A 15,960-nucleotide genomic window follows, 5' to 3' on the forward strand; every position below is an offset into this window, starting at 1 on the left:
CAGATAAGATTGTTACCTCCAGAGGCCGTTCTTATCTGCTGCAGGATTCCGAGGGCGTTTTACTCTTCCGAAACGCCTTCTGATCAGGCTGCAACGCATTGACCCAAGGTCGCACCAAAACCGGTCCCAACCCGCAAGAGGTACTCTCATGACCGACCAGAGCCCTAACGATCTCTTCCATGCCTCCTCCTTCATGCAGGGGCACAACGCGGAGTATCTGGAGCAGCTCTATGCCCAATATGCCAATGACCCCAATGCGGTGGATGCCGCCTGGGCGGAGTTTTTCCGGCAGATGGGGGACGCAGAGCTCGACGTGAAGGCCGAGGCCGCAGGCCCCTCCTGGGCGCGCTCCGACTGGCCGCCTGCTCCCAATGACGACCTGACGGCCGCGCTGACCGGCGAATGGCCCGCCCCGGAAGAGAGCAAGAGCGCCGGCAAGAAGATCAAGGAGCAGGCTGCCGCCAAGGGTGTCGAAGTGACCGACGATCAGGTCCAGCGCGCCGTGCTGGATTCGATCCGCGCACTGATGCTGATTCGCGCCTACCGGATCCGCGGCCATCTGGCAGCAAATCTTGATCCGCTCGGTATGCGCGAGGACGCCCAGCACCCCGAGCTGGATCCGCGCACCTACGGCTTCAGCGAAGCCGACATGGATCGCCCGATTTTCATAGACAATGTTCTGGGTCTTCAGGTCGCCTCGATGCGCCAGATCGTGAACATCGTGAAACGCACTTACTGCGGCACCTTTGCCCTGCAGTACATGCACATCTCAGACCCCGAGCAGGCCAGCTGGCTGAAGGAGCGGATTGAGGGCTACGACAAGGAAATCACCTTCACCCGCGAAGGGCGCAAGGCGATCCTAAACAAGATGGTGGAGGCCGAGGGCTTCGAGAAATTCCTGCACGTCAAGTACATGGGCACCAAACGCTTTGGCCTTGATGGCGGCGAGAGCCTGATCCCGGCGATGGAACAGATCATCAAGCGCGGTGGCGCGCTGGGGATCAGAGACATCGTGATCGGGATGCCGCACCGGGGCCGCCTGTCGGTGCTCGCCAATGTGATGCAGAAACCCTACAAGGCGATCTTCAACGAATTTCAGGGTGGCAGCTTCAAACCCGAAGACGTGGATGGATCGGGCGATGTGAAATATCATCTTGGCGCGTCGTCAGATCGTGAATTCGATGGCAATTCCGTCCACCTGTCGCTGACCGCGAACCCCTCTCACCTCGAAGCGGTAAATCCGGTGGTTCTGGGCAAGGTGCGCGCCAAGCAGGATCAGCTGAAAGACCGCGATCGCAGCAAGGTTCTGCCGATCCTGTTGCACGGTGATGCGGCCTTTGCCGGCCAGGGGGTCGTGGCGGAATGCTTCGCCCTGTCAGGGCTGCGCGGCCACAAGGCAGGCGGCACCATGCATATCGTGGTGAACAACCAGATCGGCTTTACCACCGCACCGCATTTCTCTCGCTCCTCTCCGTATCCCACCGACAACGCGCTGGTGGTTGAGGCGCCGATCTTCCACGTCAACGGCGATGACCCGGAAGCGGTGGTCCATGCCGCGAAGGTCGCGACCGAGTTCCGGCAGAAGTTCCACAAGGACGTGGTTCTGGATATCTTCTGCTACCGCCGGTTTGGTCACAACGAGGGCGACGAGCCCATGTTCACCAACCCTCTGATGTACAAGAAGATCAAGGGCCACAAGACCACGCTGTCGCTTTATACCGAACGTCTGGTGAAGGACGGGCTGATCCCCGAGGGCGAGATTGAGGATATGAAAGCCTCGTTCCAGGCTCGCCTGAACGAGGAATTCGAAGCCGGAAAGAACTATAAGCCGAACAAGGCGGACTGGCTGGACGGACGCTGGTCGCACCTCGACAAACACGGCGCCAAGTATCAGCGCGGCCGTACCGCCATCAAGCCGGACACCCTGAACGAAATCGGCACCGCACTTTCACGCGTGCCGGAGGGCTTCCCGATCCACAAGACCATCGGCCGTTTCCTCGAAGCCCGTGGCAAGATGTTCGAGACCGGTGAAGGCATCGACTGGGCGACCGGTGAAGCACTCGCCTTTGGCTCGCTGCTGACTGAAGGCTACCCTGTCCGCCTCGCCGGTCAGGATGCCACGCGCGGCACCTTCTCGCAGCGCCATTCCGGCATCGTGAACCAGGAGACCGAAGAGCGCTACTATCCGCTGAACAACATCCGCAGCGGCCAGTCGCAGTATGAGGTGATCGATTCCGCCCTGTCGGAATATGCTGTCCTCGGGTTCGAGTATGGCTACTCGCTGGCGGAACCCAATGCGCTGACCCTGTGGGAGGCCCAGTTCGGCGATTTCGCCAACGGCGCCCAGATCATGTTCGACCAGTTCATCTCCTCCGGCGAATCCAAATGGCTGCGTATGTCAGGCCTCGTCTGCCTGCTGCCGCACGGGTTCGAAGGTCAGGGCCCGGAGCATTCCTCCGCCCGTCTGGAACGCTTCCTGCAGATGTGCGGCCAGGACAACTGGATTGTGGCGAATTGCACGACACCGGCAAACTACTTCCACATTCTGCGTCGTCAGCTGCACCGCACCTTCCGCAAGCCGCTGATCATGATGACGCCGAAATCGCTGCTGCGTCACAAGCTGGCGGTCAGCAAGGCCGAGGAGTTCACCACCGGCTCAAGCTTCCACCGGGTGCTGTGGGATGATGCACAGCACGGCAACTCCGACACCAATCTGGTGGCCGACGACAAGATCAAGCGCGTGGTGCTCTGCTCTGGCAAGGTCTACTATGACTTGCTGGAAGAACGTGACGCGCGCGGCATCGACGACATCTACCTGATGCGGATCGAACAGTATTATCCCTTCCCTGCCATCTCCCTCGTAAAAGAGCTGGAGCGCTTTAAGGGCGCCGAGATGGTCTGGTGCCAGGAAGAGCCCAAGAACCAGGGTGCCTGGACGTTCATCGAGCCGAATATCGAATGGGTGCTGACCCGTATCGGCGCCAAGAACAGCCGCCCGATCTATGTCGGTCGCGCCACATCGGCCTCACCCGCGACGGGTCTGGCCAGCGAACACAAAGCCCAACAAGCTGCGCTCGTCAACGAAGCGCTGAGCATCGAAGGATAACACCCTATGACCACCGAAGTTCGCGTGCCCACCCTGGGCGAATCCGTGACCGAAGCCACCGTTGCCACCTGGTTCAAGAAACCCGGTGATGCCGTAGCGGCTGATGAAATGCTCTGTGAGCTGGAGACTGACAAGGTCACCGTCGAAGTCCCCGCCCCTGCCGCAGGCACCCTGGGTGAAATCGTCGCCGCCGAAGGCGAGACCGTAGGGGTCGACGCCCTTCTGGCCACCATCTCCAAAGGTGCGTCCTCCGGCGCCGCAACCTCGGGTGCGCCCAAGAGCGATACCACGCCAGCCGCAGACACCGGTGACAAGGCGGGGGCCAGCACCGATGTGATGGTCCCCACTCTCGGTGAATCGGTCAGCGAAGCCACCGTCTCGACTTGGTTCAAGAAGGTCGGCGATACCGTCGCGCAGGATGAAATGCTCTGTGAGCTGGAAACCGACAAGGTCTCGGTCGAAGTGCCCGCGCCGGTCTCCGGCGTTCTGACCGAAATCACCGCCGCAGAAGGCAGCACTGTGGATGCAACGGCCAAACTTGGTGTGATCTCCGGTGGCGACGCCGGCGCCGTCACCCCCGAGCCGACAAAGGCAGAAACCGCCGGTGGTGCGCAATACACCACACCTCCTGCAGGTCAGGGCGGTCCCGCAAAGGATGTCGCCAATGCGCCCTCCGCAGAGAAAGCCATGGCCGAGGCCGGTCTGTCCGCAGATCAGGTCCAGGGCACCGGTCGCGATGGCCGCATCATGAAGGACGATGTCGCCCGCGCTGTGGCTGCGGCCGCAGCGGCACCGGCGGCTACTGCCTCAGCGCCCGCAGCTGCCGCTCCGGTGCGCGCACCTGTGGCAGCCGACGACGCCGCGCGCGAAGAACGGGTGAAAATGACCCGCCTGCGCCAGACCATCGCCAAGCGTCTGAAGGACAGCCAGAACACCGCGGCCATGCTCACCACCTACAACGAGGTCGACATGACCGAGGTGATGGCCCTGCGTAACGAGTACAAGGATCTGTTCCTGAAGAAGCACGGTGTGAAACTGGGCTTCATGTCCTTCTTCACCAAGGCCTGCTGCCACGCGCTGAAGGAAGTGCCCGAGGTCAATGCCGAGATCGACGGCACCGACATCGTCTACAAGAACTTTGTCCACATGGGCATCGCCGCAGGCACGCCCACGGGACTGGTGGTTCCGGTCATCCGCGACGCCGATGCAATGTCCTTTGCTGACATCGAAAAAGCGATTGCCGAAAAAGGCGCGCGCGCCCGCGACGGCAAGCTGTCGATGGCGGAAATGCAGGGCGGCACCTTCACCATCTCCAACGGTGGTGTCTATGGCTCGCTGATGTCCTCGCCGATCCTGAACCCGCCGCAGTCCGGTATCCTCGGCATGCACAAGATCCAGGACCGCCCGATGGCGATCAACGGCAAGGTGGAAATCCGCCCGATGATGTATCTGGCGCTATCCTACGACCACCGCATCGTCGACGGCAAAGGTGCCGTGACCTTCCTCGTGCGCGTCAAGGAAGCGCTGGAAGATCCCCGCCGGTTGTTGATGGATCTGTAGGATAGCATGCGCGCGCTGTTCCAGATTACGGAGAAGGGCCGGGCGGCTGACGGTCGCCGCCTCGCAGCGCGCGCAACTCTTGTTCAGCTCGCCGTTGTCTGGGGGCTGTTCGCCGTTATTGGCACGCTGGAGATTGCTGCTGGGAATGAGATTGCGCCCTACTCGCAAGCGATGGTAGCGGTTTGCATATTCTATATCTTTTTTCTCTATGCTCTCGCCCGCGATTGGGCGGTAGTGGGCATTCTTTACGGTGGATACCTTCTGCTAGGATTTTTTGTTGGCAGCAATCTTATCGGGTTGGGCTTGCTTTACGCTCTTGGCACCATCGTTTCCAGTATCCTGAACTTCGTGGCTCTGTGCGGCATCGTGATCTGGCTGCGAAACCGATCTGCAACCTCTACAAGCATTGTGTAAGGTCTAGATGCCCCCTGAACTCACCGCCCTCACCCTCGCCGCCCTTCTGCAGGTGTTTCAGATCGCCCTGATGGCGGTGCCTGCGAACCTTGAGCTGGGTCAGGGCAAAACGCTTGGCCCGCGCGACCGGGATCGTCTCGGCGGTGATCTGCGCGATCAGCTCTCGACCCGCACCGCGCGTCTACACAGGGCGATGTCAAACCACTTTGAGGGGCTGATCCTCTTCGGGATCGCCTGCCTGGTGGTGTCACTGGCGGGCAAGTCAACCGGGTTCACCGCGGCCTGCGCCTATGCCTACCTCGGCGCGCGCGTCCTCTACATTCCCGCCTATGCCTTTGGCTGGGTCCCGTGGCGCTCGCTGATCTGGTCTGTGGGCTACCTCGCAACCACCCTCATGCTGATTGCGGCCCTGACATGAGCCGTCATCTTTCCCAAAATACTCCGGGGGAGGCCCCGCCAGGGGCCGGGGGCAGCGCCCCCTTTCCCCATGATCTTCATCGCTAACCCCTCAAGGAGCACATCAATATGGCATCCTATGACGTGATCGTAATCGGCGCCGGCCCCGGTGGCTATGTCTGCGCTATCCGCTGCGCCCAGCTGGGCCTCAAGACCGCAGTGGTCGAGGGCCGCGAAACCCTCGGCGGCACCTGCCTCAATGTCGGCTGTATCCCGTCAAAGGCGCTCTTGCACTCCACCCATCTGCTGCATGAGGCCGAGCACAACTTCGCCCATATGGGTCTCAAGGGCAAAAGCCCCTCGGTCGACTGGGCACAGATGAAATCCTACAAGAAAGAGGTCATCGGCCAGAACACCGGTGGCATCGAATTCCTCTTCAAGAAGAACAAGATCGACTGGATCAAGGGCTGGGCTTCCATCCCGGAGGCTGGCAAGGTCAAGGTGGGCGATGACACCCATGAGGCAAAGAACATCGTGATTGCCTCCGGCTCCGTTCCCTCGGCTCTGCCGGGCGTCGAGGTCGACAATGACAAGGGCATCGTGGTGGATTCCACCGGCGCACTAGACCTGCCGAAGATCCCAAAGAAAATGGTGGTAATCGGCGCTGGCGTCATCGGTCTGGAGCTGGGCTCGGTCTATGCCCGCCTGGGCAGCGAAGTCACCGTGGTGGAATATATGGACGCCGTCTGCCCCGGTATGGACAAGGACGTTCAGCGCAGCTTCAAGCGGATCCTTGAAAAACAGGGCCTGACCTTTGTGATGGGCGCGGCCGTCCAAGGGGTCGACGCCGCCAAGACCAAGGCAAAGGTGAAGTACCAGCCGAAAAAAGGCGGCGACGAAGAGGTGATCGACGCAGATGTGGTGCTGGTAGCGACGGGTCGCAAACCCTTTGCGGAGGGGCTGGGGCTGGACGCCCTCGGCGTCAAGATGACCGAACGGGGTCAGATCGCCACCGACGCCCATTGGGCGACCAATGTCAAAGGCGTCTATGCCATCGGTGACGTCATCGAAGGTCCTATGCTGGCCCATAAAGCCGAAGACGAAGGCATGGCCGTTGCCGAGGTGATTGCGGGCAAACATGGCCACGTCAACTACGGCGTGATCCCTGGCGTGGTCTACACCACACCGGAGGTGGCCACCGTCGGCCAGACCGAAGATGCGCTGAAAGCCGAAGGTCGCAAGATCAAGGTGGGTAAGTTCATGTTCATGGGCAACGCCCGCGCCAAAGCGGTGCATCAGGCAGAAGGCGGCTTCGTCAAGTTGATCGCCGATAAGGAAACCGACCGCATCCTGGGCGCTTCGATCATTGGCCCGGCAGCCGGTGACCTGATCCACGAAATCTGTGTAGCAATGGAGTTCGGCGCCTCCGCCGAGGATCTGGCGCTGACCTGCCACGCACATCCGACCTATTCCGAAGCTGTCCGCGAAGCGGCGCTGGCCTGCGGTGACGGTCCGATCCACAGTTAAATGGAGCAGCGCAGGAAACCGGGTGCCCTACCCGGGCTCCGCCTGCTAGATATCTAACCCACACCAGAGCGGCCCATCCATGGTGGGCCGCTTTCTCATGAACCGGAGCCTCTGCCATGACTGTCAGCCTGCAAGTGATCTACCCCGCCTCCGCCGACGCGACGTTTGACTATGATTATTATGAGACCACCCACCTGCCGCTGGTCGAAGAACATTTTGGCGATCTGATGGAAACCGTCGAGGCATCGCGCGGGATTGCAAGCGGCCCGGATATTCCGCCGGCCTATCTGCTGATCGCCACGATCACCTTTCCAGATATGGACACATTGGACCGCGCGATGGGCGAAAAAAGCGGACCAATCATCGACGACGTCGCCAATTTCACCAATGTGCGTCCGCAGATCCTTGTCGGTGAGGTCTTTATGAGCTGACCCTGCTCTGCCACCCGGGCGAACCCTGCTGTGAAAGCCCGGATGGGGCATTCACAGCCGCTCCCGGTTACCAGAGGGTCTTGGCTGCACGGGGCGCCCAGGCCTCGTCATAGGCGACACCGCCCTCTTGCCCTGCGGTCTGCTCGGCCAGGATCTCGCCCATAGAAGGAAGCCCCGCGCTTTCGTCGCCTGAGGTCCAGGTCCGAGCCCGCATCAGCGCGCGGGCGCACTGGCTGTAGATCTCGCCAATCTCGATCACAATCACTGTGCGCGGCTGCTTGCCGTTCTTGTCGAACCGGGCCAACATCGCCGCATCTGCAGTGACCCGTGCCCGCCCGTTGACCCGCACCACATTGTTTGACCCCGGTACCAGAAACATCAGCGAAACCCGGGGGTCCCGCAGGATGTTTCGCAAACTGTCGATACGGTTGTTACCGCGCCAATCCGGCAGCGCGAGCGTTCCGGGATCCAGCTCCAGCACCACCGGACCATCATCACCGCGCGGGCTGTCATCGGTCCCCTCCGGCCCAACGGTGGCCAACATGCACAGTCGCGATGCCATGATCCACTGCCGGTACAGCGGCGTCATCTGCCGTGCCACCTTGCGCAGGGACGGTGTTCCCGGAGCGCCATAAAGCGCCTCCAACTCATCAACTGTGCTGAGAAATTCCATCGACCTTGAACCCCGCTTCCCGCATCAACTTGTCTGAATGTGTCTCCACTTCGCGCTCCAGCGTGGCCATGAAGGCATCGCGGTCCAGTCCCGGGGCGATAGCAGGCAGAAATTCCACAACGCCCAAACCCGGTTTGCGCATGATACCTGTGCGTGGCCAGAACAACCCCACATTGGTCGCCGCAGGCACACAGGGCTGCTCCAGCGCGGCATAAAGGACGCCAGTGCCGATCTTGTAGGGCCGGTCAACCCCGGGCGCGACCCGCGTGCCTTGCGGATAGATCACCAGCTGGCCGGGTTCTGCGAATTCTGCTGCCACGTCCTTGACCATGCGGGCAATGGCATTGCCCTTCTTGCCACGGTTGACCGGCACACAGCCCAGGCGCTTGGCATAAATGCCGATAATCGGCGTCCACAACAGCTCACGTTTCATAATGAACTTGGCTGCTGGCGTGGCGTGAAAGATGATCAGAATATCCAGAAAACTCTGATGTTTGGCCGCAATGATCACCTCATCGGTCGGGACCTCGCCACGCACCTCCGTACGCAGGCCCAGCATCCAACGCGCGCACCACAGCACATAACCGGCATAGCTGCGACAGGCCACTCGGGCACCGCGCGGCGAGACCAGGGCCCATGGCGCAAAGACCAGACCGAAGATCAGCATCATCACATAGATCTGAATCATGAACACGGCCGAGAGCAGCCATCTAAACGCAGTTTTCACGCCAAATCTCCAAGACGTTTGTTGGCCGCACGGGTGGTCGCGGCAAAGGCGACAAGCGCACCAAGCAGAGGGATGCAGAGTGGCAGGAGCCAGCTCCAGCCTTGAAAGCCAAGCCCGGTCAGGAACCCGCCCTCGCGGGAGGCTTCGGGCATCAGCCAGACCCCGAGCATTCCCAGCGCCATGCCAACGCTGGCACCAAATAGCGCGCGCAGGGTGAAACGCCGGATAAAGGCCTGAGCGATATAGGTGTCCAGCGCGCCGACGAGACGCAGCACCTCAATCACCTGGGCATTGGCCGCAAGCGCTGCATTCGCAGCAAGGGTGATCATCGCCGCGGTGGCCCCGCCGATCAACAGGATGGACACCCAGGCCAACCGCCGAAGCGCCTGGGCAGCATCCACCAGCGGCGCCCGCCAGCGCGTGTGATCATCCAAGATCGCGCCCGGAACCTCAGCCTGAAGGCGCAAGCGCAGACCGGTCTCATCATAGCCCGGATCGCCCTCGATCACTTCGATCAGCTGTGGGATCGGCAGCGTATCCAGCGGCAGTTTGGTGCCAAACCATGGCGCCAACAGAGCCGCCTGTTCCTCGCGGCTCAGCGCACGAGCAGAGGCGACACCCGGCGTCTGTTCCAGAATGGTCATTGCCGCCTCGGTCTGGGCAGCACGCTGCTCCGCCGGTGCATTGATCCGTAGCGTGGCCGCGCGCGCCAGTTCCTCTGCCCAGCGATCTGCCAAACGGCCGGAGGCCAGCGACAGCGCCAAGGCAAAAACCGCCAGAAACGCCATCGCACCAGAGACAAACAAAGTCAGCTGGGCGGTAAATCCACTGGGCGGAACAACACGGTCAGCCTGGGCATCCCCGACAATCAGGTTGCGCAAACGGGTCAGTTTCATAGGTCCGCTCCGGCCTGCTGAAGCTGGCGGTTCGAAATCCGCAGGACTCGTGCCTGAACCTGCTTCTTGGCGGCCCGGATCAACGACAGATCATGTGTCGCGACCAGAACGGTTTTGCCCATGTGATTCAATTCCACCAACAATTGCAGCAGCCGCTGCGACATGTCCCAATCCACGTTGCCAGTTGGTTCATCGGCGATGATCACCTCAGGCGAGAGGATCACCGATCTGGCCAGCGCCGCGCGCTGCCGCTCACCACCAGAGAGCTCCGGTGGGGTGGCATGGGCGCGCTCCGACAGGCCAACCCAGTTCAACAGCTCGCGCAGATTAGCCTCTTCCTGGGTGATATCCCGCCCGGAGACCGTCAACGGCAACGCGATATTCTCCAGCACCGGCAGGTGATCGAGGAACCGGCAATCCTGGTGGACCACCCCGATGCGGCGGCGCAGATAGGCCATCTGGTCACGATCCAGCCCCTTGATATCCATGTTGAAAGCACGTGCGCGGCCTGACGTTGGTGTCAGCGCGCCGTAACAAAGTTTCAACAGGGTGGTCTTGCCCGCGCCCGATGGGCCTGTCAGGAAATGGAACGACCCCGGTGCCAGCTGCACCGACACGTCGCTCAGCAGTTCCCCGCCACCGTAGTTGTACCCCACATTGTCCAGCTCGATCACGGCGGTCCCCTTTTGGTCACCGGTGTTTTGCCCGACTGTGCGCCCAGTTTCAATGGTCCGCGCTGTTGCCACGCCACCCTGGCTGAAACAGTCCGTTCAGATGAGAGCGATTGGCTCTTTCGTGGAAAGACGGAACTGCCTATGATTATTCAACAATCACCCGCCGACAGCCGCCCGGCCCCCCCGGGAGCCACCTCAGGTCCCAAGGAGTGACCCATGCGACTGACATGTCCGAACTGTGCCGCCCAATATGAGGTGCCGGATGATGTGATCCCCGATGAGGGGCGCGACGTGCAATGTTCCAATTGCGGGCAAACGTGGTTTCAGGCTGGCCGTGCGATTGAGGCGGAGGATGACCCGAGCATTTCCCCCGCTGCGGAACCCGGCGACGATATAGCCCCGGTTGAGGACGAAATCGGCACCCCTGATCCCGCTTCCCTTACGGCGACACAAGACGATGACATCGTGGAAGACGCGCCGGAGGAGGAGACCGCAGAGCCTGATCAGCAGGATGAAATCCAGAATCAGCCGCCAGAGATCACAGCCACGTCGCGAGGTCTTGACCCGACGATCAGCGATATTCTGCGCGAGGAGGCTGAGCGTGAAGCCCGGCTGCGCGCCGCTGAAAGCAACAGCCTGCAAACACAGACGGATTTGGGACTGGATTCTCTGCCGGAAGAAGAATCCGCCCGCCGTGCCCGCGAAGCCCGCGAGCAGATGGCCCGGATGCGTGGCGAAGATCCCCAGCAGCTCTCCACCTCGGAAACCGAATCTCGTCGCGGATTGCTGCCCAATATCGACGAAATCAACTCCACCCTGCGATCCGGTGAAGGGCCTGCGGCCCCGATCGCACCACCAGTCGATGCACCGACCCCAAGGAAAAAGCGGAACTTTGCACGGGGCTTTGCCTTTGCACTGTTGATCGCGCTGGGTCTTGCCATGGCCTATGACAACGCGCCCCTGATCGCCCAGAAGCTGCCACAGGCGGATCCCTACCTCAGCACCTATGTCGCCAAGGTGGACGCGGCGCGGCTGTGGCTAGATACGCAGGTGCGTGCATTCACCGTGCAGCAGTAGAACCGCAACCAGACGGTACCGGCGACCGATCGGACACGAACGGTCGTCCCGCAGGTCCACCGCCGTCGTCAGAAGCGATCCAGAAGACGCTCAAGATAGCTTCGCTCAGTCTCGCTACGGCTGCGCTCTCCGGCGCGGCGGCGGATCTCTTCAAGAAGATCCCAGGCGCGGCGATAGGCCTGCCCTTCGCTGAACTGCCCGTCGGAAACACCACCATCACCCTGTTCCCCATTGCGTCGGCCAAGCGGATCCATTTGGTTGCCTTGGCTTGAGCTGCTGGTGCGCCCCTGCCCCTGTCCCTGACCCGGTTGCTGCTGTTCGGCCATTGCCTCTCCCAGCGCGCGCATTCCCTCTCGCAGAGCTTCCATCGCGTCGGACTGGCGGTCGATGGCCTCGGCGAGGTCACCCTGCCGCAAAGCCTCCTCCGCCCCATCCATGGCCCGTCCGGCATCATCAAGCGCATCACGCGTCGCCTGACCGCCTTCGCCATTGCCAAGCGGGAGGCCATCCCGCTGCGCCCGCAACTGATCGCGAAGAGCTTGCTGGCGATCAGCCAGCGACCCGGCAGGACCCTGTGTGCCGCCCTGCGGAGTGTTGGCGCCGCCACCCTGCCCGGTCCCATCATTATCAGGCGCGCGCTGTCCCTGACCACCCTGACCGGGCTGCCGGTCACCGCTGGGGTCGCCGGAGCCGGGCCTGTCGCCTTGGCCACCCTGATTGCCCTGACCGCCCTCGTGGGACTCCCCACGTCCCAGGCCGCCATTGCGCCCTTCATTTCCCTGACTTTCGCCGCGGCGTGCACCGGGATTGAACTGCTCCTGCAAATCCCGAAATGCCTGATCCGACAAGCCCTGCTGCTCACGCAGGGTTTCGGCCAACCCCTCCATGCTCTGCTCTCCGGGGCTGCCATCCTGACCTTCCTGCCCTTGGGTGACACGCATGTTTTCCATCATCTGCTGGAACTCGCGCAGCGCCTGCTCGGCCTCGGCCATCCGGCCCTGTTCCATCAGCTCCTGAATACGATCCATCATCGCCTGAAGATCCTGCTGAGTGAGCTGCATGGCGTTCTCATCCGGAGCGCCTTGCGGCTGCCCGTCATTGCCCTGCTCCTGCGCCTGTCGCTGCAACTGACGCAGATAGTCCTGCGTGGCATCGCGCAGCTGTTGCATCAGACGGGCAATCTCTTCATCGCTGGCACCATCGCGCATCGCTTGGCTCAGCTGCTCCTGAGCGCGCTGCATGCGGGCAAGAGCGTCGCCGACATCGCCTTCCTCCAGCTGGATTGCCAAATCCCAGAGCGCTTCAGCCAACGCGTCCTGCTGCTCTGGCCCAAGCGTTCCTGCGTTGCTGTGCTGTTCCAGACGACGCAGGATAGTGCGCAGACGCAGATAATCCCCATGGTCGTGGAACACTTCGGCCGGATAGGTCGACAGGGCGCGCAGGACCTGGGCCACCCGTGGCGCATTGGCACGCGCCCAGAGCAGATCGCGCCGCTGCTCTGCCACCGCTGCGGCCATCGGATCAAAGAAACGCCGGGTCACCAACGGCGCCCTGAGCACCTCTGCCTCGGTCTCCTGCCCCTTGGCGTCCTGTGCGACCATACGGTAGCTGACAGGCATGTTGGCCCAGGGGTGTTTGGCGAAGGCCTCGATCACCTGCTCGTCGAAGCTGTGGCGATCACCGGTCAGCGGCAGTGGCAGGTCCAGAACAATCGGCTCCCGCGTATCTGGTTCGGCTGCCAGCCCATGGCTCCGATCAATCTCGGCCATATCCAGCGAGATTTCGACCTGACCAGCCGCCACGCCGTAATCGTCACTGGCGGTATAGGCAAGCGAGGTCGTATCATCGGACTCCAGCGTCGGCTCTCCCACAATGGCAATCGTCGGAGGCAGGTCCTCAATCAGCGTCACATCCCAGCTGCGGCCACCGGTGCCATTGATGGTCAATGTCCCGTCGCGGGTGATCACGAAACTCTGCTCAGCCGCGGCGGCAGAGGGCACGTCTCCGGTGCGTCCCGAGAGGGTTTCATCCAGTGTAAGATCTCCGACCTCACCGTAAAACCGCAGGGTCAGGCGGCTGTTTTCGGGCAGGGTCAGAACCGGCTCGGACTGATCATTGAGATAAAGCACCGGCAGACCGGTGTAGCGCGGCGGTTCGATCCAGCCCTCCCATGTCGGCCCTGCTGCCGCATTCACCGCGCCGGGGGCCATCTCGCCAAGGCTACCAACCCGCCAGATGGAGCCGAAGAGCATGGCAACCGATAGCGCCAGAAGTGCCAGATAGCGCAGCGCAAAGGGGTCAGCGCGCGCGACTGACAGATTGGGTTTAGGGGCAACTGCGGTGGCGGCGCGCGCCTGCATCCGCCGCTGATGCGCCTGCCACAGGGCTTGCGACGCCGGATCATCCGACCCGATGGCCTGCGCGTCCAGCAGCGCCGCAATAGGATGTCCGGGCAGCGTCATATCCAGACGAGCCAGGGCGTCGGACAGACTGGGCATTCTGAACCGCCAGCCCCCAAAGCCAATCGCGACTGCCGCAGCCAACACCAGCAGCACGGCCCCCACCCAGACCAGTTCGATCGGCAACTGCTCGTGCAGGCCCAACATCACAGCGGCAAGCGCCAGCATCAGTAGCGAAACCAACGGCCAGAAGGCGCGCACCAGACGTTCCGACAACAGCCCCACCCAGGTCAGCCGCAACGGCCAGCGAAGCCGCACCAGGCGCGGATCTGAGAGCCTCGGGCCTGAGCAGCGACCTGTTGGGATCGGATCGGACGGCAGATCGGAACCGCCGTCTTTCCGCGAGTACCCACCCTCCGCCTGCGGGCGCGCCGGTGAACCCGGCGCGGCGGCAGATGTCGCGTCAGCCTTGCGGCGAAACTTGGGGTCGTTGACCATGCGGGCGGCGCCTCCGATCAGCCCTGCGCCGCGTCAGATGTCGCGGTACCCGTCAGAGCCACTCGGGGATGGTATCGCGGTTTATCATTTCGTCAAAGTCCGGACGTCGGCGGATAACCGCGAATTGATCCCCATTGACCAGAACTTCAGGGATCAACGGGCGCGAGTTATATTCGCTCGACATCACTGCGCCATAGGCGCCGGCACTGCGGAAAGCCACCAGATCCCCCGCTTCCAGGGGCGGCATATCGCGATGGCGCGCAAAGGTATCGCCAGTTTCGCAGACCGGTCCAACGATATCATATGGACGCTGCTCCACTCCGGCGTCGGCTTCGATCACCGGAACAATCTCGTGATGCGCCTCATACATGGCGGGGCGGATCAGATCATTCATGGCGCCGTCGATGATCAGGAAATCCCGGTCCTCGCCGGATTTCACATAGATCACCTTGCTCACCATGATGCCGGCATTGCCGGCAATCAGACGCCCCGGTTCGATTTCGATCTCACACCCAAGATGCCCCAAGGTGCGCTGTACCATAGCGCCGTATTCAACCGGCAACGGTGGCGTATCGTTCGAGCGGGTGTAGGGAATACCAAGACCACCGCCAAGGTCGAGACGGTGAATCTCATGACCATCAGCGCGCAGCTGCTCGGTCAGTTCCGCCACTTTCTGATAGGCCAGCTCGAACGGGGCCAGTTCGGTCAGCTGCGAGCCGATATGTACGTCAATGCCGATCACCTTCAGCCCTGGCAGGCTGGCGGCACGGGCATAGACTTCCCGCGCCCGCGCAATCGGAATGCCGAATTTATTCTCAGATTTGCCCGTCGCGATCTTGGCGTGAGTCTTTGCATCGACATCCGGGTTCACGCGTACGGTGATCGGCGCCACAACGCCCAGTTCCTGCGCAACCGCGTTGATCACGTCCATTTCCGGCTCGGATTCCACATTGAACTGACGGATACCACCGCTCAGGGCGGTTCGGATCTCGTCCTCGGTCTTGCCGACGCCCGAAAACACAATCTTGTCACCGGGAACCCCGGCCGCCTTGGCGCGCAGATATTCGCCCTTGCTGACCACATCCATGCCGGCGCCGGCCTGTGCCAGCGTTTTCAGGATCGCCTGATTGCTGGCTGCCTTCATTGCGTAGCAGACCAGATGATCCATCTCCTTCAGCGCATCATCAAAGAGGTGGAAATGGCGCAGCAGTGTCGCCGTTGAATACAGGTAAAACGGAGTGCCCACAGCAGCCGCGATCTCGGCCACCGGCACATCTTCGGCGTAGAGAGCGCCGTCACGATAGAGAAAATGATCCATAGATCGCGCTTAGACCAGAACCGGGGCGCGGATCAAATGATTCCGCTCAGGGTCAGACGCCCAGATAGACGCTGAGTGGCCCTTTGTGCAGGCCAAGGCTGCCGCCCGCGTGGACGCCGCTGCTGGACACGCCAACTCCGGCATTGAGCGAGGGTCGTACCGGCTCTCCGTCGACCCCGCAGGCCGCAAGACCCACGCAGGCCACCAGAATGCCCAGGATCAGAACGGTTTTCTGCATATTGATCCCTTTCGATCTGGGCGGTT

Annotated in this window: 14 protein-coding genes; 7 read left to right on the forward strand and 7 right to left on the reverse strand. The window is 61.9% G+C overall.

The annotated features are described in order from the left end of the window. Positions 1-148: 148 nt before the first annotated feature. The 6 genes from VWY60_RS13510 to VWY60_RS13535 all read left to right on the forward strand — a co-directional run bounded on the left by VWY60_RS13510 (position 149) and on the right by VWY60_RS13535 (position 7,434). Complete coding sequence (locus VWY60_RS13510; protein WP_416540718.1) at positions 149-3,106, forward strand: 2-oxoglutarate dehydrogenase E1 component; 2,958 nt, start codon at positions 149-151, stop codon at positions 3,104-3,106. 6 nt (positions 3,107-3,112) lie between these two features. Beyond that, on the forward strand, positions 3,113-4,666 hold the full coding sequence (gene odhB / locus VWY60_RS13515) for a 2-oxoglutarate dehydrogenase complex dihydrolipoyllysine-residue succinyltransferase (RefSeq protein ID WP_416540719.1): 1,554 nt from the start codon (positions 3,113-3,115) through the stop codon (positions 4,664-4,666). 6 nt (positions 4,667-4,672) lie between these two features. Further along, positions 4,673-5,080: a hypothetical protein gene (locus VWY60_RS13520; RefSeq protein ID WP_340544290.1), complete on the forward strand. Its 408-nt coding sequence runs from the start codon at positions 4,673-4,675 to the stop codon at positions 5,078-5,080. Positions 5,081-5,087: 7 nt separating this feature from the next. Next, on the forward strand, positions 5,088-5,498 hold the full coding sequence (locus VWY60_RS13525; protein WP_340544289.1) for an MAPEG family protein: 411 nt from the start codon (positions 5,088-5,090) through the stop codon (positions 5,496-5,498). A 107-nt stretch (positions 5,499-5,605) separates the two neighbouring features. Next, positions 5,606-7,003 carry a dihydrolipoyl dehydrogenase gene (gene lpdA, locus VWY60_RS13530; RefSeq protein WP_416540720.1) on the forward strand — a complete coding sequence of 466 codons (1,398 nt, stop codon included), beginning with the start codon at positions 5,606-5,608 and terminating at the stop codon, positions 7,001-7,003. A gap of 116 nt (positions 7,004-7,119) precedes the next feature. Then, positions 7,120-7,434: an EthD family reductase gene (locus VWY60_RS13535; protein ID WP_416540721.1), complete on the forward strand. Its 315-nt coding sequence runs from the start codon at positions 7,120-7,122 to the stop codon at positions 7,432-7,434. Positions 7,435-7,501: 67 nt separating this feature from the next. On the opposite strand, the gene VWY60_RS13540 is transcribed toward VWY60_RS13535, so the two are convergent. From VWY60_RS13540 to VWY60_RS13555, 4 genes are read right to left on the reverse strand one after another with little or no spacing between them, the layout of a single operon-like run. Further along, the gene (locus VWY60_RS13540) at positions 7,502-8,107 is read right to left on the reverse strand and encodes a pyridoxamine 5'-phosphate oxidase family protein (RefSeq protein WP_416536442.1); all 606 of its coding nucleotides are present in this window, start codon (positions 8,105-8,107) and stop codon (positions 7,502-7,504) included. Next, on the reverse strand, positions 8,085-8,834 hold the full coding sequence (locus VWY60_RS13545) for a lysophospholipid acyltransferase family protein (RefSeq protein WP_416536441.1): 750 nt from the start codon (positions 8,832-8,834) through the stop codon (positions 8,085-8,087). Before VWY60_RS13545 ends, VWY60_RS13540 begins: the two co-directional genes overlap by 23 nt. Beyond that, positions 8,831-9,730, reverse strand: coding sequence for a cell division protein FtsX (locus VWY60_RS13550; RefSeq protein WP_340544283.1), 900 nt, complete (start codon positions 9,728-9,730; stop codon positions 8,831-8,833). Before VWY60_RS13550 ends, VWY60_RS13545 begins: the two co-directional genes overlap by 4 nt. Further along, on the reverse strand, positions 9,727-10,404 hold the full coding sequence (locus VWY60_RS13555) for a cell division ATP-binding protein FtsE (RefSeq protein ID WP_340544281.1): 678 nt from the start codon (positions 10,402-10,404) through the stop codon (positions 9,727-9,729). The genes VWY60_RS13550 and VWY60_RS13555 overlap by 4 nt, the downstream gene beginning before the upstream one ends. A gap of 216 nt (positions 10,405-10,620) precedes the next feature. Between VWY60_RS13555 and VWY60_RS13560 the strand changes: the two genes are divergently transcribed. Continuing rightward, on the forward strand, positions 10,621-11,481 hold the full coding sequence (locus VWY60_RS13560; RefSeq protein WP_416540722.1) for a zinc-ribbon domain-containing protein: 861 nt from the start codon (positions 10,621-10,623) through the stop codon (positions 11,479-11,481). A 68-nt stretch (positions 11,482-11,549) separates the two neighbouring features. On the opposite strand, the gene VWY60_RS13565 is transcribed toward VWY60_RS13560, so the two are convergent. The 3 genes from VWY60_RS13565 to VWY60_RS13575 are packed head-to-tail and all read right to left on the reverse strand — an operon-like array spanning position 11,550 to position 15,934. Next, a complete protein-coding gene (locus VWY60_RS13565; protein ID WP_416540723.1) occupies positions 11,550-14,378 on the reverse strand; it encodes a DUF4175 domain-containing protein in 2,829 nt (942 codons plus the stop codon). Between the two features lie 52 nt (positions 14,379-14,430). Then, positions 14,431-15,696, reverse strand: a complete 1,266-nt coding sequence (gene lysA, locus VWY60_RS13570) for a diaminopimelate decarboxylase (protein ID WP_340544278.1) — start codon at positions 15,694-15,696, stop codon at positions 14,431-14,433. 52 nt (positions 15,697-15,748) lie between these two features. Next, a complete protein-coding gene (locus tag VWY60_RS13575) occupies positions 15,749-15,934 on the reverse strand; it encodes a hypothetical protein (protein ID WP_340544277.1) in 186 nt (61 codons plus the stop codon). Positions 15,935-15,960 lie beyond the last annotated feature (26 nt).

It is taken from the genome of Phaeobacter sp. JH20_26 (genome assembly GCF_048056275.1).
Lineage (GTDB): Bacteria > Pseudomonadota > Alphaproteobacteria > Rhodobacterales > Rhodobacteraceae > Phaeobacter > Phaeobacter bryozoorum.